Below are 22,000 nucleotides of genomic sequence, written 5' to 3' on the forward strand. Positions count from 1 at the left end.
TCTGACTGATTAAAAAATAGATTCTTAGAAGAGTTATAAGAATCTATTTTTTTATAAAGAACTTGAAGAAGTGCTTTCGATGGATTATCATTGAGAATATAGCAGGCTGCAGCTTTGACTGCTATTAGAGGACTAGTTCTATGTAATTTTAATGAAATTGGCGGCTTGCAGAAAAGAGATATAATTGGAGGGAGTAAATAATGAAAGAAGTAATAAGTACAAATGGAGCACCGGCGGCAATTGGACCATATTCTCAAGGCATAAAGGTAGGAAATCTTGTATATACCTCAGGACAAATTCCATTTGATCCCCAAACAGGAGAACTAATCAGCGATATAAAGAAGGCTACAGAGAGATCTCTTGAGAATGTTAAGGCTATCTTAGAAGCAGCGGGAACTTCTATGGATAAGGTTATAAAAACTGCAGTATTCTTAAAAGATATGAATGACTTTGCTGCAATGAATGAAGTTTATGGAAGTTACTTTAAAGAAAATCCTCCAGCAAGAAGCTGTGTTCAGGTGGCAAAGCTTCCTAAGGATGCGGTGGTAGAAATAGAGGCTATAGCTGTAATATAATTTAGACATATTGCATATACATGTAATGGAATAATTAATACACATATATTATAACGTGTAGGAGGCAAGTTTTATGAACCATAATAATTTCAATGGACCAAAATCATCCACGGGTTTAGACGAGAATATAGCAGGACTGCTATGTTACCTAGGTGCTTGGGTTACTGGCCTCATATTTTTCTTTTTAGAGAAGGAAAGCAGGTTTGTGAAATTCCATGCTATGCAGTCAATCATTGCCTCAGTAATTTTAACGGTAGCAGGTATTGTACTAGGTTTATTACCAATTATATGGAGACTTACAAGCTTAATTGGTCTTGCTCAGTTTGTCATAATGGTTATTTGCATGATTAAGGCATACAATAGAGAGTGGTTTAAGCTGCCCATAGTCGGTGACATTGCAGAAGAGCAAATCAATAAATAAAATAATAACGGTGCAAATAAAGCACCGTTTTATTTTAGAATGAAATAAGATCTAAACCAACGCCTTCAAAGCCTGGTATTATTTTATCAAAGTCTTTTAGGTTTTCTTCTGAGCCCACTGCAATTACCTTCATATTACCTGCCTTTGCAGCCTCAATTCCGGCTTGGGCGTCTTCAAATACTACGCATTCGGAAGGAGATAGGTTCATCTCTTTTGCTGCTAGGGTAAACACTTCTGGATCCGGCTTTGCCTTTGATACCTTATTACCGTCAATTATAGCGTCAAAATAGTCTGTAAGGCCTAAGTTATTCAATATCAACATAGAATTCTTACTTGCGGAGCCAAGAGCAATTTTAATATTATTTGCTTTTAAAGTTTTAAAGAAATTTTCTACCCCTGGAAGAATTTCGGATTTGTCCATCTTAGATATGTATTCAACATACCAGTTATTTTTCTTGGCAGCCAAAGCTTCCTTCTTATCTTCAGGTACAGTTTTTCCTCCAACCTCTAAGAGTATATCCAAGGAACGCATTCTGCTTACTCCTTTTAGTCTTTCGTTATCCTTTTCTGTAAAATCAAATCCCATTTCGGAAGCTAATCTCTTCCAGGCCAAATAGTGATATTTTGCAGTATCAACTATTACACCATCAAGATCAAAGATACATCCTTTACAGTTCATCTTAATAACAACACCTTTCTAGATTATGTAATTATATTTATTTTTCCTATTATATAGTATAACAAAACAATAAAGAATGCAAAGGCTTGCATAAAAAACTTTACAAGCTCTTTAGTTTGTTATATGTTATATATATGAAGATAGATTACTGTTAACTGGGTCTATCTATTATAAAAGGTGGGAAAAAAATGAATACAACAATAAAGGATGTTGCCAAAGAAGCAAATGTTTCACCTTCAACGGTGTCAAGAGTTTTATCTGGCAATGCAAAAATTTCAGATGAAACGAAAGCTAAGGTTATGGAAGCGGTAAAAAAACTTAATTATCATCCTAATGCCATTGCCAGAAGTCTGGCCCATAGCTCTACTCATATTCTTGGACTAATATTGCCCAGTGAAGCACAGGACTTCTACAAAAATCCTTTTTTTATACAGTTGATGACTGGAATAGGAGTATATACTCAAGAAAAGGGCTATAACATAATGTACTCCTTTGGAAAAAATGAAAAGGAAGAACTCAGTTGCATAAAAAGGTTCATCAACAGCAGACTGGTAGATGGTATTATATTGCTTACTTCAAGAAATAACGATAAGTGTATAAGCTATCTCAAGGAGAGAAACTATCCCTTTGTAGTAGTTGGCAGGCCGGAGGCGGCAGAGAATATTATGTGGGTAGATAATGATAACTTCGAGGCCATGTACAGTGTTGTCAATAAACTGGCTTTTAAGGGGCATAGAGATATTGCTTTTATAAGCGGGCCTGAGGACTGGAATGTTTCTGCCGACCGTTTGGATGGATATAAAAGAGCCCTGAACGTACATTGCCTTAAGATAAGGAAGGAATGGATAGTTCAGCAACCGGACTTTAGTGAAAGATACGGCTATGAGGCCATGAAAAAGATATTGCAGGCAGGAAGGCCCACTGCAGTGGTTACAACGGATGATTTACTGGCTTTTGGAGCTATGAATGCCATAAAAGAAGAGACCGGTGATAAGAAGATTGCGGTGGTAGGGTTTAATAATACAGCCTTAGCCGGTTTTCAAGACCCGCCTCTATCCTCTGTGGAAATCAACTCCTATGAATTGGGCTTTTATGCGGCCAAATTACTTATTAGAAGGTTGAGCAACCGAGATAAGGGTGTAAGCACTCACTATATAGTTAAAACTGATTTTATAGAAAGAGAATCAACTATGTTTAAACCTTGAAATATTTATCAAGGTTTATTTTTTTGCAACAGAAAAGAAGCTCTTTCGAGCTTCTTTTCTGTTATTTTATATACATCTTTTCATAGTACTCATCAAGCATTCTCTTAACGCCAAAGTACTCCTTTATGCTGTTGATGCTGTTTGCCATTATTTCTATCCACTTATCTCTGTCATTATAGTAGGTTGGAATAACTTCATTCAGAAGAACTTTGTAAAGACCCTCTAAATCATGAGCATCTAATTCAGCTTCTGTAGCAAAGTCATCTACTGACTTTCCATCACCAAATTGCCATCCGTTTACCCCGTGATTACATGCTTCCGGCCACCATCCGTCAAGGATACTTAAGTTAGGAGCTCCATTCATAGCCGCCTTCATACCGGAAGTACCGCTGGCTTCCTTTGGTCTTCTTGGGTTGTTTAGCCATACGTCAGCACCGTTAGTTAACATTTTTCCTATAGTCATATCGTAGTTTTCAAGGAATACAACTGCATTTGGATATTCTTTTGAGATCTTAACTATATTTTCCACGATTTTCTTTCCGGTATCATCCAGTGGATGTGCCTTACCGGAGAACACTATCTGAAGTTTTCCTTCCTTAAGCAGTGGAGCAATAACTTCAGGCTTAGTGAAAATCAAGTTACTTCTCTTGTAAGGAGCAGCTCTTCTTGAGAAACCGATAAGAAGCTTATCAGCATCAAGCTTAACGCCGTTTCTCTCATATACAAAGTCGATAAGGGCTTTCTTATTCTTCATATGTGCATCCCAAAGAGCTTTTTTGCTCTCTTCGCTGCCATCATATTTTTCTCCTAATTCCAACATTGTGCTGTCAACCCAAGTTGGTCTATGAATAGCGTTTGTAATTGCAATGATATCAGATCTGTTGTCAACTCCTGCCCACATCTTGTTTGCAGTTTCTCCATGAAGCTGAGCAACAGCGTTAGTTATTCTTGATAATCTTAATGCTCCTACAGTCATGTTAAAAGGTGATCCGCCAAGCTCAACAAGCTGTTCTATGGTTAAGCCGCAGTTAGCACCCATGTATAGAAGCCTGTCAATTGTATGGGATTCGTTTCCTTCTACTATTGGAGTATGGGTAGTAAATACTACTTCATCTCTGGTAGCAGCCAGGGCTTCTTCGTAGGTCATTCCCTTTTCCATCTTCTCTCTTAGAAGTTCAAAACCTGCAAATAAAGCATGACCTTCATTAAAATGATATACATCAACTTCTATTCCAAGTGCTCTAAGAGCCTTTACGCCGCCTATACCAAGCACCATTTCCTGAGCTATTCTTTCTTCGCCAAACCAGCCGTAAAGCTGTCCTGTAATCCAAGGATCACTGTTTTCAGGAAGATCAGTATCTAATAGGTATATTGGAGCGTTACCAAATTCGTCCACCAGCCAAACCTTACATACTATGTCTCTCTGACGGATCTTTACTGTTACTTTCACTCCTGTGTCCTTTAAGAAATCATATTGATAATTCTTATAAGTATCATATGGACGGCCATCTTCATCAATTTTCTGATCAGTATAACCTTGCTTCCACTTGATTCCGATTCCTACCATTGGGAATCCATAGTCCTTTGCTCCCTTCAGATAATCTCCTGCCAATACACCAAGACCACCAGAATAAATTTTTAACTTAGTATCTAGAGCATATTCCATACAGAAATACGCTACCTTTGGTAAATTTTTAGCCTCTGTCATAATGTGAAGCTCCCACCTTTCATATTAATAAAAAATTATATATTTATTGTACTTCCCTTTGCTAGTGCATAAACCTTGTCGTTTATCTTTAGCTCAAAGTCACTACCCTCTTGATGTTCAATAATCGTTTCATTTTGTTTAACAGTAACTTTTAACAAATGATCTCTGAATACAATCTTGAAGGAGTATTGTTCCCAAGCCTTTGGTATAAATGGTTTTAATGAAAGCGTGCCATTTACAACTCTCAGTCCGCCAAAACCATGGACGATAGACATCCAAGTTCCGGCCATACTGGTAATGTGAAGGCCGTCATCGCTATCGTTATTATAGTTATCCAAATCTAATCGTGCTGTTCTTAGATATAGTTCATAAGCCTTTTCCTCATAACCAATTTCTGCTGCAATTATAGAATAAATGCAGGGGGATAAAGAGGATTCATGAACAGTTCTTGGCTCGTAAAAATCAAAGTTTTTCTTCTTAGTTTCTAGATCAAATCTATCATTTAAGAAGTAGAGTCCCTGAAGTACGTCTGCTTGTTTTATAAAGCAGGAACGAAGTATTCTGTCCCAAGACCATTTTTGATTCAATGGTAGGTCTTCTTTAGGAAGATCCTTAACCAACATCTGTTCCTTATCCATGTAACCATCCTGCTGCAGGAATATACCTAACTCTTTATCTTCAGGCTTATACATCTTTTTAACTACATCAGCCCATTGAGCCATTTCTTCTTCAGTTATCTGTAACTTTTTAACTAATTCATTATATCTATTGGCATACTTATCCTTCAAAAGCTCAGCAACCTGAAGAGTATATTCAATATTCCAAGCTGCCATAGTGTTAGTATACCAGTTGTTATTAACGTTATTCTCATACTCGTTTGGACCGGTTACTCCTAGGATCATGTATACATCCTTTTTAGGATTGTAGTTACATCTTGATACCCAGAAGCGGCTGGTTTCAACCAGTACATCAAAGCCATATTCTTGTAGATAGCTTTCATCGCCTGTATAGTTTACATAGTTATAAATAGCATAGCTGATAGCAGCATTTCTATGAATTTCTTCGAAGGTTATTTCCCATTCATTATGACATTCTTCTCCGTTCATCGTAACCATGGGGTAAAGAGCGCCTTTTAAACCAAGTTTTCTTGCATTTTCCTTTGCCTTTTCCAGGTGATTGTATCTATATATAAGAAGATTCCTTGCTATAGATTGATCACTGGTACTTAAGTAGAAGGGGATGCAGTAAGCCTCAGTGTCCCAATAAGTACTTCCACCGTACTTTTCCCCGGTAAAGCCCTTAGGACCTATGTTAAGTCTTGGGTCATCTCCAGTATAGGTACAATTCATATGGAAAATATTAAATCTGATTCCCTGCTGGGCAGAAGGATCACCGGATATTACAATGTCACTTTCCTTCCAAATATGAGCCCACTTTTCACTATGAGCCCTGAAAAGTTTGTCATAGCCGTCTAAGTATGCTTTTTCAACTAATTCTACAGCCTTAGAAACCAATTGATTTTCTTCAAAATATCTATTACTAGTAACAGCGATATATTTATATAAAGTAGCTTTACTACCTTTTTCACATTTAAAAGTAATTTTGTTAGCTGTATACTGAGGCTTTACTATTACTTCTGGATTAACTTCAACCTTATTACCATCGTTAAAGAGGGCATATTTTGAAGCACAAGTTACTACAAATTCGGTCTTCTTTGTCTTCTGTGTTAAATGGAAGAGTCCATTCTCAGCAAACTTATCCACTTCTGACCAGAACTTTTCATCGTAGTTAGAGTCTTCGTTCATAACATCTCCATCCAGATAAGGAGTAAACTCTACTTCTGCAGTATGATTTACAGGTTCTATACTGTAGGATATTGCAGCAAGCTCTTTTTCAGCCATGCTGAAGAATCGCTTTACTTCAAAGTTTGTTTCTCTTCCTTCACAGTCTGTTAGGGTAAAGGTTCTTAGAAGATAACCTTCACGCATATTTAGTATTCTCTTAAAGTTATTAATTTTAGCCTTAGCCAAATCAACGACTTCACCGTTTAATTTAACAGAAATACCAATAAAGTTCGTAGAATTTAGAACCTTTGCAAAGTACTCAGGGTAACCGTTTTTCCACCAACCAACTCTTGTCTTATCTGGATAGTAAACACCAGCAATATAAGTTCCCTGCAGGGTGCTGCCGGAGAAATCCTCTTCAAAGTTTCCTCTCATACCCATGTGTCCGTTACCTATACTCATTAAACTTTCATAGATTTTGTTTTCATTGAGGTGAAGATTCTCTTCAATAATGCTCCACTCATCAACATTGACGTATTTAGCCACAAACTCACCTTCCTACAATTTTTTATTATACAAACAAGTAGTTCAATACTTAATAATAGTATAACCAGTGCAATCGGTTGCACTCTTGCGTAAAAAATATATTTCATATTTTGAACATATGAAACACTTGCATCAAATATAATATACCATCTATTTAATGGCAATGCAACATTAATTTATATATTTGCATTGGTTAAATTCTTAACAATAGAGATGTTGAATATATATTTAATAGAGGAAAGAAAAAATAAAAAGTTATAAAAATATTAAACAAGGAAAAGGAAAAATGAAGCAAATATAGAATATATAAAGATATAACCAATTCTTAGGAGGTTTTTTATGAATAAGTTAAATTATTGTCTTGAATGTAGGCGCGTTTTTGACGGTGAAACTAGCTGTCCCTATTGTAAGAGTGAATTTATCAAGGAGTTAAGCAAAAATTCACCTGTAAACGTTTTAGGTAGTAAGGTGAAAGGAAGAATCTTAAAAATTGAAAACGGTAAAGCAAGACTATTGATTGTTGATGAAAGTAGGCAGAAGTATATCAAGGAATACGAGGCAAATAAATTAAGAAAAATATTATAGAAATTTGATTATATTTTAACTCTGTTGTTTATACGGCAGAGTAATTTTTTTATATTTTTAAATTCTTTAGATTAGAATTTAAGGTGCTCTGTAATTGAAAACTTTACTGCTGTCATTTCATTAAAAACCGATTATAATAAAGAGATATAGTATATATAGTATAATAGTAAGGTGTTTGGAGGGTATATGAACAACATTGAAATATTGTTAAGGCTACTATTAGCAGTAGCTATTGGTGGATTAATAGGTTATGAGAGAGAGTTAAACAACAGAGCAGCTGGTTTTAGAACTCATATTTTAGTTTGTGTTGGAGCTGCTGTGACTTCAATGATACAGCTGTATTCCATAGATCAAGTGAGTGCGATTATATTAAAACAACCGGAAATGAGGGGGACAATCAGCTCTGACTTACTTAGACTTGGTGCTCAGGTAATCTCCGGGGTTGGTTTTCTCGGAGTAGGAACCATAATACACGAAAAAGGCTCAGTAAAAGGGTTAACTACAGCTGCCAGCCTTTGGGTGGTTGCAAGCATAGGTTTAGCGGTAGGCTTTGGTTATTATACACTGAGCATTGCAAGTTTTATCTGCGTGTTCTTAGTTTTAGTGCTTTTAAAGGAAGTTGAACATAGGTTTATTGATAAGACCCGTAAAGTAAAGGTAGAAATAAGCTTTGATGAAAAGATGTCCTCGCAGCTTGAGTTTAACAGATTTCTAAAGGAAAAAGGGATAAAAATTAAGAATATAGAGTATGCTGTGGAAGATTACAATGAGAATCAGTGTATTTATACAATGATAGTACCTAGAAGCTATGACATGAAGAAAATGAATAAAGACTTTACAGAGTTAGAGTATATCATATGGGCAAAAATAATAGTATAAAAAATGATATGCTGCTAAGACAGCATATCAATAAGCAGCTTTACCGCAGCAGCCATGGACATAGACACGAAGAGGGGCTTGATTAGTTTTGAGCCCTTTTTTAATGCAAGTTTGGATCCTAATCTTGCTCCGGCTATCATGAAGATTCCTGCAGGTATACCATAGAGCAGCAGTATTCTTCCGTTAAGTGCAAACATAACTAAGGAAGTGATGTTACTTATAAAGTTTAAAAACTTTGCGCTGCCGCTGGCATGTAAAAAGTCAAACTTATAAATATGAATTAGACCAAATATAAGGAAGGATCCTGTTCCCGGTCCGAAAAAACCATCATAAAAACCAAGAGAAAAGGCTAAAACTATACCTGATAATATATTTAAACAAGTTAATCCTTTAAAATCATAAGTTGAGCCCATAGATTTTGAGAAGAGAGAATAGGCGCCTACGGAAAGAATTAATATGATAACAAGGGTATATAGCAACTCTTGGTTTAATTGCAATACTGTATTTACGCCTAATACTGCTCCTATCAATGTAAAGGGAGCCAGTATAAGCATCAGTTTTTTATTTATTTTACCGTTCACAAAAAAATTTATGGTACTTGTAAAGGAGCCGGTGGAAGCCGCAAATTTATTGGTACCTAGGGCGTAATGAGGGCTTAGACCCGTCATCAGAAAAGCCGGTACGCTTATTATACCACCGCCGCCGGCTATGGAATCCACAAAGGAAGCACAAAAGGAAGCCACACATAAAAAGGTCATCCTTACAATAATTTCTGTCATTTTATCATCTCCATTGGTATTATAAAGTTTTTATTGGTACAGCATATAATCAAAGCAAGTCCTATTGTAACATATTTACTAATGTAAAGAAATGTAGTATATTGTTTAAATGACTAAAATGTAAAGGAATTGATGAGTATGAAAAAAGGAATGAGCTATGAATTTATTATAGAAGCTACTGAATTTCCCGGTGAGGGAATTGCATATGCAGAGGGAAAAAAGGTCTATGTAAAAAATGCCTATCCCGGACAGAAAGTTTTAGCACGGGTACATAAGAACCGTAAGGACCATGCGGAGGCAAGAGTTGTTGAGGTAGTTGAAAGGGCTCAATATGAAATACAACCACCTTGTGTTCACTTTGATTACTGCGGAGGCTGCACTCAGCAGTTTGTACCTTATGGGAAACAGCTGGCTTTTAAGGAAAAACAGGTATTGGACCTTTTTAGAAAACACGGACTGGAAGGCTTTGAATACTTGGGCATAGAAGGCAGTCCTGAGGATTATGAGTATAGAAATAAGATGGAGTTCACCTTTGGAGATTTTGAAAAGGGGGGAGAACTCACTTTAGGCATGCATATGCCTGGCAGAAACTTTGGCATAACCAACACTGAGCACTGTATACTGGTGGATGAGGATGTAAGAAGAGTACATAATACAGTTGTTAGGTACTTCAGAGAAGCTGCCTTGCCCCACTATAGAATTTTACAACATACCGGTTATTTAAGAAATTTAGTAGTGAGAAAAGCTAAAAAAACCGGTGAAATATTGGTTAATATAGTTACAACATCGCAGTTTAATGTTAATTTAGACAGTCTAAAAGACCAGCTTATAAACTTAGAGTACGCGGGCAAATTGAAGGGGATAATTCACACAATTAATGATTCCCTTTCAGAAGTAGTAGCTGCAGACAGAATAGAAATACTTTATGGAGAGGATTATATTACGGAAGAACTGCTAGGACTGAAATTTAAAATAACACCTTTCTCTTTCTTCCAGACAAACTCCCTGGGAGCAGAAAGATTATACTCCATTGTAAGAGAATTTATGGGCGAGGCCTCTGACAAGGTTGTCTTTGACTTATACTGCGGTACCGGAACCATAGGACAGATTGCTGCAGGGAAGGCCAAAAAGGTTGTTGGTATTGAACTGATTGAAGAGGCAGTGGAAAGTGCGCGGGAAAATGCAGCACTAAATGGCTTAAACAATTGTGAGTTCATAGCCGGTGACGTGGCTAAGGTTATTCAAACTGTCACAGATAAGCCGGAAATAATTATTTTGGATCCTCCAAGAAGCGGAGTGCATCCTATAGCTTTGGATTATGTTATTAAGTTTAATGCTCCTACTATTATATATGTATCCTGTAATCCAAAAACACTGATGACAGATTTAAAGGTACTAAGGGATAGAGGATATGAAATTAAGAAGGTAAAGATTAAGGATATGTTCCCTCACACGGTGCACGTGGAGTGTGTCGTGAAGATAGAGAAGAAATAGAATGACATTGTAAACTTTTATAACTTCTAAAGGGTAGTAAGTATGCTTAAGAGCGAAAGAAAAAACATTGGTGTTGAAATAATATTAAAAAATATCAAAACTTTATTAGGGGATGGAGAGCTTATGCTAACCGTCCTCTCTTTTTTATAGTAAGAACAGCATCCTACTGCAGAGTCTCAACAGACCAATTAGAACAGTTATCAAGCTATGAAGCACAGGTCAATTATTACAATATTAGAAAGATTCTCAGTAATGAAAAATATAAAGGAGATGCACTACTTCAGAAGACTTATACCGTTGATTTTTTAACCAAAAAGAGAGCAGTAAACAACGGAGAAGTTCCAATGTATTATGTAGAAGAAAGCCACCCTACTCTGACCTACGGACAGTTATTTTTCACAAAATACCGTTAAATACAATTACTGGTATATAATCTTGCAAGCTATAATTTAGTACCACTTTAAATTGATTATTATTGAATAAATTCATTAAAATGTAAGTAAATGTTTAAACTTATGGTAGTGTTTTGTGTCAATGTAAATAAAAGTAATTAAGATTCATATACTGTAAAAGCAATTTTTAAATAGTATTTGCTTTTTAAAGAATTGTAACATCTTTTAAACCATTTAACACCAGATCTAAATAAGCTATAAATTCTTACTTGATTACCTTTTAATGTTTTTGTAGCTCCAATAAGTTTATTCTTCTTATCTTTAGTACAAGATGTTCCAAGAGTTATCATCCAACAATAGGCTATGCAAATACACAAATATAAAGTTCTTGCATAATAAATATCATCAGTCCAAGTAGCTTCTAAATTAAATCCACCAGCTTTAAAGTCTTTAAATATTTCTTCTATATCAAATCTCTTTTTATACTCTCTAATTGCAAGTGATTGTTCTAAATTATTAGCTATAAACCAAATGTCATCAGCATCCTTTGCTTTACAAACTGCCATGTTACATACATAATTTTGAGCTGTTAATTTTGCATTAAAAAAATGTTTTGTCCTTCCTTTTAAGGTGGTTATATCCTCCATTTTTTTAATATTAGGTTTATCAGCTATTGTTATTCCTAAATCCTTTGTACATCTAATACAATATTTAAATTTCAAAGTTTTATCTATAAATTCGAATAAATCAACACTTTTAAATCCTCTATCTGCAAGAATTGTAACATCAAAATTATATGGCGTTACTATCTTATGTATAAAATTAAGACCTTGTTTAACATGTTTAAAGTCCTTATTTCCTTCCTCTTTATATAGGAACATCTTATACCAAAGAGGCACTGATCTTTTACCAATTTTCAAAGAAAATTGCAATATAACAAATTTATCCATAATAGTTGTATGATCAAAAATTATATATATTTTCTTTGAATGATTCTTATAATTCTGTAATAACCTATATGCAAAAAATTCATATGTTTTTTCAGCATTTATAGCTCTGTTACTTAAAAATCTTTGTAATCTTTTAATTTTACTTTCTTCTATACCTGAAGAATAACAATCTTTTAGCTCTTGAGATATCTTAGATAATATAACTGACTGAGAAGTTATTATCCCTATAATCATGGCAACTAAATTATTTAAACGAGTCGACGATAAAATTATCATTTTCTCTAGTGTTTTTTTCAATTCTGTAGTAATATATTCTTGATCATTAATCATAAATAAGCCACCTTTTCTAGTGAATTTTTTTTGCAAATTAATTTTATACTATGAATTGGTGGTTTTTTATTATTTTCAGAATAATTTTTTATACAAATTTTATTTTCCATTTATATAGATAATAGGTGTCCGTAGGTCAGGGTTATATCCTCCAATTTTTTTAATATTAGGTTTATCAGCTATTGTTATTCCTAAATCCTTTGTACATCTAATACAATATTTAAATTTCAAAGTTTTATCTATAAATTCAAATAAATCAACACTTTTAAATCCTCTATCTGCAAGAATTGTAACATCAAAATTATATGGTGTTACTATCTTATGTATAAAATTAAGACCTTGTTTAACATGTTTAAAGTCCTTATTTCCTTCCTCTTTATATAGGAACATCTTATACCAAAGAGGCACTGATCTTTTACCAATTTTCAAAGAAAATTGCAATATAACAAATTTATCCATAATAGTTGTATGATCAAAAATTATATATATTTTCTTTGAATGATTCTTATAATTCTGTAATAACCTATATGCAAAAAATTCATATGTTTTTTCAGCATTTATAGCTCTGTTACTTAAAAATCTTTGTAATCTTTTAATTTTACTTTCTTCTATACCTGAAGAATAACAATCTTTTAGCTCTTGAGATATCTTAGATAATATAACTGACTGAGAAGTTATTATCCCTATAATCATGGCAATTAAATTATTTAAACGAGTTGATGATAAAATTATCATTTTCTCTAGTGTTTTTTTCAATTCTGTAGTAATATATTCTTGATCATTAATCATAAATAAGCCACCTTTTCTAGTGAATTTTTTTTGCAAATTAATTTTATACTATGAATTGGTGGTTTTTTATTATTTTCAGAATAATTTTTTATACAAATTTTATTTTCCATTTATATGGATAATAGGTGTCCGTAGGTCAGGGTTTTCTGCTTACCTTAAAGGAAAATATAGAAACAGTGATTAGTGAAACGGACAATAATATTGTTGCCGAGATAGACAAAAAGCCAGAGGAATTACAAAAAGACCTTTTGAGACTGGCTAATTCCAAAAAAGATTATAACGATATAGCCGATGAGATTTATAGGCTCAGAGAGGAAAGGCATCAGGCTTTAGCAGAAGAAGCAAGCAAAAAAGGTTCCAAGCAAAGACTAGAAGAGATGGAACAATTCTTAAATGATCAATCCTGCGAGTTGGAGGAATATGATGAGCAAATGGTGAGGCGGCTTATTGAGAAGATTACGGTACACGATGCTGGATTTGTGGTGGAATTCAAATCATGTGTTGAAATAGATATTATAGTATAGATAGATTATAGCTACTGGTATATGGCGAACCCTGATTTAGAGTATTGAAGTTTTATAAAGAAATTAACTAGAAGGAATATGGACTGGAATATCAGAGGATTAATAAGAAAATTACTGATCTACAGATGGAAAAGTGCGAGTTGATTACCAAGAGTTTGCATTATACAAAGAATATAAACGAAATGCAGATGATCAGAACATTATCGGAGATGGCAGTCAGTGACAGAGCTGATGACACTTTGTTTTAAGCCATGGTTGCAAGGGTTATTATAAAATCCACAACTGAGTTTGAGTTTATATTTGAAAGTGGTCAAAGGGTTAAGGCAAAAGCAAGTAAGTAAATATTTAGGATTAGAGCCGAAGGCAAGGGTGTGAAGAACATCGTTGCCTGCGGTTTATATTGTCGAAATGCGTCGATAAAAATTTCCAAATTTGGTGTTCACACCCCCCCACACGTCGCATGATAATATGGACATTAGTAATATTAAAGCTAAACAGGATTTTTAAGGCTTATGCAAAAGATGAGTGCTAATAAAAGCGATGATATGGAAATTATGGATTATTGTTTCAAGGAGGGATATTAAAATGGCATCTGTATCAAATTCATTAAAAAATGCACCGAGTTATGTTCAGCAATCCTACAAAAATTCTACTACTCAAAACCAAAGCACTTCAAAAAGCAATACCGCAAAAGATGTAGCAAAAGGTGGTTCTGTAGCAATACAACAAAATCCACTAAAGGGTACCAACTATCAAGTGATTACTACTCCGAAGTCATCATCGGGAAAGTCAACAACTACAGTTTTAAATATTGTAGATAAATCACTTGGAAAGACTTCAAATTCAAATGGCGTACCAAAAGGTGATTGGGTATTTATAGTAGATAGCCCGCATGGAAACACTAATTACAATCATGTTAATACTAATTCAAAACTTTACCCTGATAATAAAATATATCAGTCATTAAATCATAAACCAGTTTCCAATACTGTATATAATGCAGCAAAGAACATGGATGATATAGCAAAAGTTGCTAAAGTAGGAGGACGTGCAGTTGCAGTTGCAGCAGTTGTAATGGACGGAAAAGATATTTATGATTCCTATAAAGCAGATGGCAACAAGGTTGGTAAAAATACAGTTACAACAACAGCAGGTGTAGCGGGAAGCTGGGCTGGTGGCGTTGGTGGAGCTAAAGTGGGAGCAATGGGAGGAGTTTCAATTGGAACAATGATATGCCCTGGCATTGGAACTGCTATTGGGGGAGTTGTAGGAGGTTTAATTGGAGGTATAGCTGGTTCACTGGGGGGTAGAGTAGCAGGGCAGGAAATTGCAAAGGCCGCATACAAATAGAAGAGGTGATATAAATGTTCTTTAAAAAGAAGACAACACCACAAAATATAGCATTTATAGAGTGTATCGTACTGAAAAAAAAAGATAATAAAACGACTTATTTCTTGTCTTTAGAAGACTTTAAAATAAGGTATGGTAACCACTACCTATGGAATTATATTCAAAGAGATGTTGTTACTTCAATTCTTTCTGATTTTTTTGTATATATCTATACAGTAGATGAGAATAATACGGAACTTAAGGACGATTTTGGCAACTTATACCCTTGCAAAAACAGCAAGGATGGGATTAATTATCTTTTATGCAATAGAATAGATTATAGAATAGTAACAGAACTGATTGAAGCTTATGATAACTTTTGGCAATACGGCTATCTTGTTAATTTTACAGCATATTCAGAAAAAGTTGCCCCGTTTGATGTTGATCAATTAGAGAATTATGATCAATTAAAAGGATTTGCAGTAAATATTAAGCCGCTCGGTGATAACACAGGTATTGAAATAACCATTGATTCTGAACAAATCTCAGAGTCTGAACTTATAGAACGGATACGAAGTGTTGTCGAAAAATATAGAATGGAGTTAAAAGTTATATAAAGAAGTAAAGAAGGTGTGGATCTATGTCAGAATATTTGCCGATAGGTTCCGTGGTGCGTTTGTTTGGAGGTACTAAAAAACTTATGATTTATGGAAGGAAACAAATACAGTCAGGAGCGAACAAAAAGTGGGATTATGTTGGTTGTCTATATCCGGAAGGTAATCTAAGTGAAAAGTATAATGTCTTTTTTAACCATAATGAAATTGAGGAAATTTACTTTAAGGGATATGAGGATGATGAAGAAATCTACACAAAGGAATTATTAAAAAATCTATAAAATTATTGGACTAAGCACTTGATTCTATGAAATCAGGTGCTTTTCAGGTAAGCGTCAAGGTTTTAGTACCTTTAATAACTTCAAAAATAGCATTAAAATATCCCAGTAAGGCAATTTACTAAACTTTACTGGGATTAACTTATTTCCTATCTTTAATTTTCATATTTTCAGGGATCTTATCGGACCAAGGCATAAGATTCTCTAAATTTTCGCTATGGGATAAATCTATTTTACTATACTATAGTTGAGAAAATTTCATAACATATATTTACAGCTAGAAAAATCTATAAAAAATAGAGACAAACTTCACATTTTGTTGTATAAATTATTTGGGAAAAAACTTTAACAACAGGAGTGAAGTATATGTCTCATAGAAGTATTTTAACAGAAAAGTCACCAATAAAGCAATTCCTATTTAGTCTTGGATTTTTCTTATACTTCTCAAAGCCTGTGTTAAAGCATTTTGAACAATTTATAAAAGGTTCCACTCAAAAAGGTTATAAAGGAACTGTTACTGATATTGTGGCTTTAAGTCTGGCAGATTGCCACAGAACCACCTTTGGAAAATTTTTAAGCGAAGGTTCTTGGAATATTAACTACGCATGGAAAGGTATAAAAAAATTTGTTATAAGCGAAATTGTTGAAAAATCATCATCTGAAACCCCTATATTTGTTATTTACGATGATACTATTGCTGAAAAAACTATGCCCTCGTCAAAGGCTAAAAATACTATTCAGGAAACAAGTTTTCATCATTCTCACTTAAAGCATAAACAAGTATGGGGACATCAATTACTTACAACTATGCTTTCCAATGGTAAAAAAGTTTTGCCATATTCTATTCAACGCTACCAGAAAGGTGAAAAAAGCAAAATAGAGATGGTATGCGAAATAGCATCAACACTGCCTTCACCTAAGGGTCCAGCTTATGGACTTTGTGATTCATGGTTCACTAACAAGGATGTTATAAATGCACATCTCAAACGTGGATACCATCTTATTGGTGCTCTAAAAACTAACAGAGTTATATATCCTAAAGGAATAGGTATTCAAGTTAATGCTTTTACTCAATATATTGAAAAGAATGATGTTTGCCTCGTTACAGTGAACAATTCGAAATATTGGGTATATCGTTATGAAGGAAACCTTAATGGAATAGATAATGCTGTAGTTTTGTTTTGCTGGCCAGAAAATTCATTCAAAAAAGCAGGATCACTGCATGCTTTTCTTTGTACGGACACAGAACTAAGCACACAGATAATCCTTGAATATTATAGTAAGCGTTGGCCAATAGAAATTTTCTTTAGGCAAACTAAAAATAATCTTGGATTAAACACGTACCAAGTAAGATCTGCTAAATCCATAGACAGAATATTGATGCTTATTTCACTGACTTATATTTTCTGCTTAATGCAAGAAAATGCTAATAATTCTTTTAGCAAGGGCTTAGTAATTTGCAGAAACTATTCCAAAAAAGACAATATTCAATGGATTTATGATTGTGCTAAAAATAATATTCCTATTGATACTATCTTTAAAACTTTAAAAATCGCTTAAAGTGCAGTATAACTATATACTGTAAAAATTTGCATTTAAAAATTCTCAACTATAGTAAAATATTTAAAAAGAAAGGCAAGTAATAACATTTTCATATATTATAAAGAGGAGAGTTATAAAAATACCCTATCATTAATTGGTGGCGGCCGACTAGTGATAGGGTGTTTTTAAGGTATTAATTTATATATCGCGATGCAATTTTTCACAAATGTTTGTATTCTATTCAGAGAGAAGAATGATTTTAAATAAGAAATTTTAGTATTGTTATTATTCATGTAGTCTTTTTTCTTTTAGCAGTCTTGAAATCTTTCTTTGAAGTGGTATGGCTAAAGTAAGAAAATACGCTCCAATTATTATAAGTATAAGATTTACGATTATATCAGAGACATTTAAAGTTCCCCAAAAAATACTTTGTATAAGTGTAAACAGCTGGGATAGCCCGGAGAAAATAAATATAAAAGCAATGATATACCATATAATATTTATTCTCTTATAGTGCTCAATTTTTGAATCAATATCAGAATAGATATCAAATTTACCTAGACACGATTTTTTTCTAAAATAGTGCCATCTCCCTACAGATGAAACAAGATCAACATTCATTTCTTGCATAAAATTTTTGTAAGACTCTTTATTTTCATAAGTATTCTCGCTTTTTATAAATTCTACCCTATATATATATTCATTAGGATTACATTCTTCAAAAATATAATAGCCGTTTGAAATATCTTTTAGTGCATATCCATCACTACACATCTTATTTAGCCATTTTTCTTTTTTTTCTAAATCAACAAATATATTTTTAATTATGTTTCTTCGTATCTTTTTAATCATTTACATGACCTCCAACAATGTTAATACCGTTATTGTAAAGCTCCTTTAACCTGCTAATTTCAGATTCAATTACTTCACGACCGAGATCAGTTATAATATATTCTTTCTTCCTAGAGTCTGTGTTAGAGTCATAAACTTTAATCCAATTCTTATCAAGTAAGCTGCTAATCGCACCATAAAGCGTACCAGGTGCAAGGACTAAACGACTATTGCTTATATTACTTACAAATTGCATAATTCCGTAACCATGCAGAGGTTGAAATAGTGAGAGTAATATATAATACGTGGATTCTGTTAAAGCAGGGTATTTAATATTTGGTAATATTTCAATCACCTCCTAAAAATATTAAAAAGGCATATATCGTCATGCGGTATATCGTAATACAAATATAACGCATGACGATATTTTTGTCAATATGGTACAAATATAAATTTAGATTTTTTTAGTATTTTAAATAATTTTGTGGTGAATTTGAAAAAGCATTTAAAATATAAGTGAAACATATTTTTTCATACTTTATTCGAAATGAAAAAGCTTATTATAATTTGTTATTTGCATAAATGTATAGACATCAATTTTAGATGCCCCCCTTACTTTAGGGGGTTCACCTTTACGCAAAATCAATATTAATGCGTATAAGTATCATCTTTCTATCACAACACACGTGGAGTGTGTAGTATTGATGACAAATGTAAAAAACGGATAATGGACTGAAAAACGGCTTGAATACAGGGTTTCCCGGCAATTTGACGCCTGCTGAAAATGTGCTTTTTGGCGGTGAAGATGCCGGAAAGCCCTGTATTTTTATGTGCGCGATTGTTTGCGGAAACACATCCACAGCCTTTCGGGGCGACTCGCACCAGGCGGGGTTGTGTAGACGGAAAAGACGGAAATTGAAATGATTTGATGAGTTCGCGGGAACATGTCTATAACTTGAATCTTTTTGTACTTTAACAAGAACAATATGATCTGCAAAAATGCAATTTAATTCATATTTTGCTATTGACATATTGGGTCTAACACGATAGACTTTAATTAGGTCTATTAAAATAAACCCAAGGAGGAAATTGCATGGAAAAATATAAGCTGTTTGATGCGGAATACAAATTTGTCAGCATTATCTGGGACAACGAGCCAATCAATTCCACAGATCTTGTAAAGCTATGCACGGATAAACTCGGCTGGAAAAAGTCAACCACCTACACGGTATTAAAAAAGCTTTGTGAACGCGGTATCCTGCAAAACGTGGATGCGACTGTTACTGCATTGGTTAAGCGTGAAGATGTGCAGAGATATGAAAGCAGAGCCGTGTTGGAAAAAACATTTGACGGGTCCCTGCCGAAATTTCTGACTGCATTTCTGAGCGGCCGCAAGCTTTCCGAACAGGAGGCCGAGGAACTGAAGCGGATTATAGAGGAGGCGGTGAAATGAGCTTGCTGCAAGATTTGTTTATAAATATTTTAAACATGAGCATCACCGCTTCATATGTAGCTATTGGTGTTATTCTTGTCCGCCTGTTGTTAAAAAAAGCACCAAAGATCTTTTCCTATATTCTTTGGATACCGGTGCTTTTCCGTCTTGTATGCCCATTTTCTTTTAATTCTGAATTCAGCTTTTTCAATCTGATAAACCTGAATGCGAAGCAAGGAAGCGGGGCATATGAGTTTGTACCGCAGAATATTGGAATGATTCAGACGCCTACGGTCCGATCCGCCATTGGCAGCATTGACAGTGCGGCGAATGCTTCTCTGCCTCAGGCCATTCCAGTGGCAAGCGTAAATCCCATGCAAATATGGATGGCTGTTTTTAGCCTTATTTGGATTTTTGGCGTTATTGCGCTGCTGATTTATAGTATTGTTTTTTATGTAAAAATCAAAGGAAAGCTTCAGACCGCGACCCGCGTAGATGGCAATGTATTTGAAACCGATGCCATCGGCACAGCCTTCGTATGCGGTTTTATCCGTCCAAAAATCTATGTGCCCGCAAATATTGGGGATGCAAACCTGTCCTACATAATGGAACACGAGCGCACCCATATCCGCAGGAAGGATTATCTCATAAAGCCGATTGCTTTTCTTGCGCTCATCTTTCACTGGTTCAATCCGCTCATGTGGCTGTGTTTTGCGCTCATGAGCCGGGACATGGAGATGTCCTGCGATGAGAGCGTGCTGCATAGGCTGGGCGAGGGCGCAAAGGGCGGCTATTCAGGATCGATGCTGTCGCTGTCGGTGAAAAGAAAAGCACTTTTGGCGGCGAATCCTTTAGCATTCGGCGAGAGCCATGTTAAGACTAGGATAAAAAATGTACTCAATTTTAAGAAACCTGCATTTTGGGTCATAATGATTGCGGTTGTGGCTGTTTGCTCAGCGATGGTTGCTTTTACGGCAAATCCTTTTAAAGAAGTAACAATTTCAGCGGAAGACAAAAGAAAACTTGCAGATGTTGTCAGTGAACACTACATGAAGGCTGATCCTGCCAACAAGGGAACTCTTAAGATTTATAATATAAAAAAATTGGCAGTAGTTACCTGGTATTAACTCAAAAATATAGAGGAGAAGGCGAGAGCTTTTCTGTTTTATTTTTAGTAAATCATGATTTTAATATAGTGGCTAAAGCTCAAGGAGATATACCCATAAGTCCTTGTTTCTCAGCAAATGTTGTAAAGTATCAGGGGAAAAGTATAGTTTACGGGAATTTTAAAAACAAGAAATGGAATCCTCAAACAGACCTCGTAACAGATGTGCAAATTGACTTCATTAAGATTATGTTTGAGGACGGAACTTATGTCAGGGAACAGATTTCTATGGATAAAGGATATATTGTTGTAGTTGATACTCTTTCAAATATTCGAAATATAGAAGTATTTAACAACAAGGGAGAGTTGCAAAGCGATCTTATAAATGAAAGTGCTTGTTCAGGATATGATTTTATACAAGTGGAAAATGAAAATGTATCCCGGCAAGAAGAGGAAAAGGATTCAAACACCCTGTTTGACAAAAGCAAAGTGCAGGAATATTGGCTTGAAACCGTTGTAATTAATGATTGCTTGAACAGAGAAGGTCCCGGGGAAAATTACAAAAGCGTAGGGATTTTGAAGTACGGCGATATTGTTGTGGCAAGAGGCAGATATGGGAATTGGTTTCTTTGTTTTGCTGACAATGTACAGGGGGAATTCTGGATTGAAGCAGGCAATTTAATTGATGAGCAAAGACACACGGAATACAATTTAGGAATCATTACGGCAGATGAGATAAAAGTCGGAACGGTAACGCTGTACAAAGGCAATTTGGTGCAGATATTGAAAAGAGATAAAGATAAGACGTGCGTGACTATCAGAGTTATTGACATAAATGGAGGCAAGACAGGGTGGATTAAAAACAGCGATTATGTTCCGGCGAAAGATGGAGTTTATTTTAACCAGGCTTATTTGAGAAAGGGAACGGCGATCTATGAAGAACCTTCTTCCAAAGCTCGGCAACTGGATGATTACGGAATAAAAAACACAGAGCTGTTTGTCAATATTGAAAAAGAACAAAACGGATGGGTCTTGATTTCTGCCTATGGCCCGGTAAACGGCTGGGTGAGAAAGGAAGACATCTTTATTCCTATGCCTGACGCAATGACGGATGAAGAGCAAAAGGCTCTTTAAGTAGTAAAAGAGTATTTCAGCGCTTTTGGGGAAGCTTATTATGATAAAATGCGCACTCTTGCGACAGAAAACCATAACCATAATCTTGTTCATGA

Annotated in this window: 23 protein-coding genes and 1 pseudogene; 16 read left to right on the top strand and 8 right to left on the bottom strand. The window is 34.7% G+C overall.

All coding sequences use genetic code 11. The annotated features are described in order from the left end of the window. The first annotated feature begins 200 nt into the window (after positions 1–200). Both FHY60_RS05935 and FHY60_RS05940 read left to right on the top strand, forming a co-directional pair. Positions 201–575, top strand: a complete 375-nt coding sequence (locus tag FHY60_RS05935; protein ID WP_180375480.1) for a RidA family protein — start codon at positions 201–203, stop codon at positions 573–575. Positions 576–648: 73 nt separating this feature from the next. Beyond that, positions 649–996 carry a DUF4870 domain-containing protein gene (locus tag FHY60_RS05940; RefSeq protein ID WP_139904100.1) on the top strand — a complete coding sequence of 116 codons (348 nt, stop codon included), beginning with the start codon at positions 649–651 and terminating at the stop codon, positions 994–996. 34 nt (positions 997–1,030) lie between these two features. Here FHY60_RS05940 and pgmB read toward each other — a convergent pair whose 3' ends face one another. Then, positions 1,031–1,675 carry a beta-phosphoglucomutase gene (gene pgmB / locus FHY60_RS05945; protein ID WP_139904101.1) on the bottom strand — a complete coding sequence of 215 codons (645 nt, stop codon included), beginning with the start codon at positions 1,673–1,675 and terminating at the stop codon, positions 1,031–1,033. A gap of 188 nt (positions 1,676–1,863) precedes the next feature. Here pgmB and FHY60_RS05950 point away from each other — a divergent pair, with 188 nt between their 5' ends. Continuing rightward, entirely contained in the window at positions 1,864–2,880 is a 1,017-nt protein-coding gene (locus FHY60_RS05950) for a LacI family DNA-binding transcriptional regulator (protein WP_139904102.1), read from the top strand. A 61-nt stretch (positions 2,881–2,941) separates the two neighbouring features. Here the strand turns inward: FHY60_RS05950 and glgP are convergent, their stop codons facing one another. Together glgP and FHY60_RS05960 are read right to left on the bottom strand one after the other, a co-directional pair. Then, positions 2,942–4,588, bottom strand: a complete 1,647-nt coding sequence (gene glgP / locus FHY60_RS05955) for an alpha-glucan family phosphorylase (protein WP_139904103.1) — start codon at positions 4,586–4,588, stop codon at positions 2,942–2,944. 35 nt (positions 4,589–4,623) lie between these two features. Beyond that, the gene (locus FHY60_RS05960; protein ID WP_139904104.1) at positions 4,624–6,918 is read right to left on the bottom strand and encodes a glycoside hydrolase family 65 protein; all 2,295 of its coding nucleotides are present in this window, start codon (positions 6,916–6,918) and stop codon (positions 4,624–4,626) included. A gap of 339 nt (positions 6,919–7,257) precedes the next feature. Between FHY60_RS05960 and FHY60_RS05965 the strand changes: the two genes are divergently transcribed. Beyond that, on the top strand, positions 7,258–7,503 hold the full coding sequence (locus tag FHY60_RS05965) for a hypothetical protein (protein ID WP_139904105.1): 246 nt from the start codon (positions 7,258–7,260) through the stop codon (positions 7,501–7,503). 186 nt (positions 7,504–7,689) lie between these two features. Next, the gene (locus FHY60_RS05970; protein ID WP_139904106.1) at positions 7,690–8,382 is read left to right on the top strand and encodes an MgtC/SapB family protein; all 693 of its coding nucleotides are present in this window, start codon (positions 7,690–7,692) and stop codon (positions 8,380–8,382) included. A 14-nt stretch (positions 8,383–8,396) separates the two neighbouring features. Here the strand turns inward: FHY60_RS05970 and FHY60_RS05975 are convergent, their stop codons facing one another. Continuing rightward, on the bottom strand, positions 8,397–9,161 hold the full coding sequence (locus tag FHY60_RS05975; protein ID WP_180375481.1) for a sulfite exporter TauE/SafE family protein: 765 nt from the start codon (positions 9,159–9,161) through the stop codon (positions 8,397–8,399). A gap of 138 nt (positions 9,162–9,299) precedes the next feature. Here FHY60_RS05975 and rlmD point away from each other — a divergent pair, with 138 nt between their 5' ends. Then, the gene (rlmD, locus tag FHY60_RS05980) at positions 9,300–10,655 is read left to right on the top strand and encodes a 23S rRNA (uracil(1939)-C(5))-methyltransferase RlmD (protein WP_139904107.1); all 1,356 of its coding nucleotides are present in this window, start codon (positions 9,300–9,302) and stop codon (positions 10,653–10,655) included. 230 nt (positions 10,656–10,885) lie between these two features. After that, positions 10,886–11,050 (top strand): annotated as a pseudogene (locus FHY60_RS18260) (recombinase family protein); the annotation flags it as partial. Positions 11,051–11,205: 155 nt separating this feature from the next. On the opposite strand, the gene FHY60_RS05990 reads toward FHY60_RS18260, so the two are convergent. Together FHY60_RS05990 and FHY60_RS18265 are read right to left on the bottom strand one after the other, a co-directional pair. Beyond that, positions 11,206–12,327, bottom strand: coding sequence for a transposase (locus FHY60_RS05990; RefSeq protein ID WP_139904108.1), 1,122 nt, complete (start codon positions 12,325–12,327; stop codon positions 11,206–11,208). 99 nt (positions 12,328–12,426) lie between these two features. Next, complete coding sequence (locus tag FHY60_RS18265) at positions 12,427–13,116, bottom strand: hypothetical protein (protein WP_243122240.1); 690 nt, start codon at positions 13,114–13,116, stop codon at positions 12,427–12,429. Positions 13,117–13,241: 125 nt separating this feature from the next. Between FHY60_RS18265 and FHY60_RS06000 the strand changes: the two genes are divergently transcribed. The 6 genes from FHY60_RS06000 to FHY60_RS06020 all read left to right on the top strand — a co-directional run bounded on the left by FHY60_RS06000 (position 13,242) and on the right by FHY60_RS06020 (position 17,421). Next, positions 13,242–13,640, top strand: coding sequence for a DNA recombinase (locus FHY60_RS06000; RefSeq protein ID WP_139904109.1), 399 nt, complete (start codon positions 13,242–13,244; stop codon positions 13,638–13,640). Positions 13,641–13,765: 125 nt separating this feature from the next. Continuing rightward, on the top strand, positions 13,766–13,888 hold the full coding sequence (locus tag FHY60_RS18465) for a hypothetical protein (RefSeq protein WP_279230456.1): 123 nt from the start codon (positions 13,766–13,768) through the stop codon (positions 13,886–13,888). 337 nt (positions 13,889–14,225) lie between these two features. Further along, complete coding sequence (locus FHY60_RS06005; RefSeq protein ID WP_139904110.1) at positions 14,226–14,990, top strand: hypothetical protein; 765 nt, start codon at positions 14,226–14,228, stop codon at positions 14,988–14,990. A 14-nt stretch (positions 14,991–15,004) separates the two neighbouring features. Next, entirely contained in the window at positions 15,005–15,586 is a 582-nt protein-coding gene (locus tag FHY60_RS06010; protein ID WP_139904111.1) for a hypothetical protein, read from the top strand. A gap of 23 nt (positions 15,587–15,609) precedes the next feature. Further along, positions 15,610–15,864, top strand: a complete 255-nt coding sequence (locus FHY60_RS06015; RefSeq protein ID WP_139904112.1) for a DUF4176 domain-containing protein — start codon at positions 15,610–15,612, stop codon at positions 15,862–15,864. 363 nt (positions 15,865–16,227) lie between these two features. Continuing rightward, entirely contained in the window at positions 16,228–17,421 is a 1,194-nt protein-coding gene (locus tag FHY60_RS06020; protein WP_139904113.1) for an IS701 family transposase, read from the top strand. 267 nt (positions 17,422–17,688) lie between these two features. On the opposite strand, the gene FHY60_RS06025 is transcribed toward FHY60_RS06020, so the two are convergent. After that, positions 17,689–18,255 (bottom strand): DUF2812 domain-containing protein, encoded by a 567-nt coding sequence (locus FHY60_RS06025; RefSeq protein ID WP_139904114.1) that lies wholly within the window; start codon positions 18,253–18,255, stop codon positions 17,689–17,691. Next, positions 18,248–18,580 carry a PadR family transcriptional regulator gene (locus FHY60_RS06030; protein ID WP_139906303.1) on the bottom strand — a complete coding sequence of 111 codons (333 nt, stop codon included), beginning with the start codon at positions 18,578–18,580 and terminating at the stop codon, positions 18,248–18,250. Before FHY60_RS06030 ends, FHY60_RS06025 begins: the two co-directional genes overlap by 8 nt. 747 nt (positions 18,581–19,327) lie before the next feature. On the opposite strand from FHY60_RS06030, the gene FHY60_RS06035 reads away from it, so the two are divergent. The 3 genes from FHY60_RS06035 (at position 19,328) to FHY60_RS06045 (ending at position 21,905) form a co-directional block, all read left to right on the top strand. Further along, complete coding sequence (locus FHY60_RS06035) at positions 19,328–19,687, top strand: BlaI/MecI/CopY family transcriptional regulator (protein WP_139904115.1); 360 nt, start codon at positions 19,328–19,330, stop codon at positions 19,685–19,687. Continuing rightward, on the top strand, positions 19,684–20,793 hold the full coding sequence (locus FHY60_RS06040; RefSeq protein ID WP_139904116.1) for a M56 family metallopeptidase: 1,110 nt from the start codon (positions 19,684–19,686) through the stop codon (positions 20,791–20,793). Before FHY60_RS06035 ends, FHY60_RS06040 begins: the two co-directional genes overlap by 4 nt. A 68-nt stretch (positions 20,794–20,861) precedes the next feature. Further along, positions 20,862–21,905: a GW dipeptide domain-containing protein gene (locus tag FHY60_RS06045; protein ID WP_139904117.1), complete on the top strand. Its 1,044-nt coding sequence runs from the start codon at positions 20,862–20,864 to the stop codon at positions 21,903–21,905. Positions 21,906–22,000 lie beyond the last annotated feature (95 nt).

Origin of the sequence: Clostridium thermarum (assembly GCF_006351925.1) — a bacterium.
GTDB classification, from domain to species: Bacteria; Bacillota; Clostridia; order Clostridiales; family Clostridiaceae; genus Clostridium_AU; species Clostridium_AU thermarum.

What these genes read in the sequence shown, in the direction of transcription:
- FHY60_RS05935 (WP_180375480.1), top strand. Translation starts at nt 201, where the DNA reads ATGAAAGAAGTAATAAGTACAAATGGAGCACCGGCGGCAATTGGACCA.
- FHY60_RS05940 (WP_139904100.1), top strand. Translation starts at nt 649, where the DNA reads ATGAACCATAATAATTTCAATGGACCAAAATCATCCACGGGTTTAGAC.
- pgmB (WP_139904101.1), bottom strand. Translation starts at nt 1,675, where the DNA reads ATGAACTGTAAAGGATGTATCTTTGATCTTGATGGTGTAATAGTTGAT.
- FHY60_RS05950 (WP_139904102.1), top strand. Translation starts at nt 1,864, where the DNA reads ATGAATACAACAATAAAGGATGTTGCCAAAGAAGCAAATGTTTCACCT.
- glgP (WP_139904103.1), bottom strand. Translation starts at nt 4,588, where the DNA reads ATGACAGAGGCTAAAAATTTACCAAAGGTAGCGTATTTCTGTATGGAA.
- FHY60_RS05965 (WP_139904105.1), top strand. Translation starts at nt 7,258, where the DNA reads ATGAATAAGTTAAATTATTGTCTTGAATGTAGGCGCGTTTTTGACGGT.
- FHY60_RS05970 (WP_139904106.1), top strand. Translation starts at nt 7,690, where the DNA reads ATGAACAACATTGAAATATTGTTAAGGCTACTATTAGCAGTAGCTATT.
- FHY60_RS05975 (WP_180375481.1), bottom strand. Translation starts at nt 9,161, where the DNA reads ATGACAGAAATTATTGTAAGGATGACCTTTTTATGTGTGGCTTCCTTT.
- rlmD (WP_139904107.1), top strand. Translation starts at nt 9,300, where the DNA reads ATGAAAAAAGGAATGAGCTATGAATTTATTATAGAAGCTACTGAATTT.
- FHY60_RS05990 (WP_139904108.1), bottom strand. Translation starts at nt 12,327, where the DNA reads ATGATTAATGATCAAGAATATATTACTACAGAATTGAAAAAAACACTA.
- FHY60_RS18265 (WP_243122240.1), bottom strand. Translation starts at nt 13,116, where the DNA reads ATGATTAATGATCAAGAATATATTACTACAGAATTGAAAAAAACACTA.
- FHY60_RS18465 (WP_279230456.1), top strand. Translation starts at nt 13,766, where the DNA reads ATGGAAAAGTGCGAGTTGATTACCAAGAGTTTGCATTATACAAAGAAT.
- FHY60_RS06005 (WP_139904110.1), top strand. Translation starts at nt 14,226, where the DNA reads ATGGCATCTGTATCAAATTCATTAAAAAATGCACCGAGTTATGTTCAG.
- FHY60_RS06010 (WP_139904111.1), top strand. Translation starts at nt 15,005, where the DNA reads ATGTTCTTTAAAAAGAAGACAACACCACAAAATATAGCATTTATAGAG.
- FHY60_RS06015 (WP_139904112.1), top strand. Translation starts at nt 15,610, where the DNA reads ATGTCAGAATATTTGCCGATAGGTTCCGTGGTGCGTTTGTTTGGAGGT.
- FHY60_RS06020 (WP_139904113.1), top strand. Translation starts at nt 16,228, where the DNA reads ATGTCTCATAGAAGTATTTTAACAGAAAAGTCACCAATAAAGCAATTC.
- FHY60_RS06025 (WP_139904114.1), bottom strand. Translation starts at nt 18,255, where the DNA reads ATGATTAAAAAGATACGAAGAAACATAATTAAAAATATATTTGTTGAT.
- FHY60_RS06035 (WP_139904115.1), top strand. Translation starts at nt 19,328, where the DNA reads ATGGAAAAATATAAGCTGTTTGATGCGGAATACAAATTTGTCAGCATT.
- FHY60_RS06040 (WP_139904116.1), top strand. Translation starts at nt 19,684, where the DNA reads ATGAGCTTGCTGCAAGATTTGTTTATAAATATTTTAAACATGAGCATC.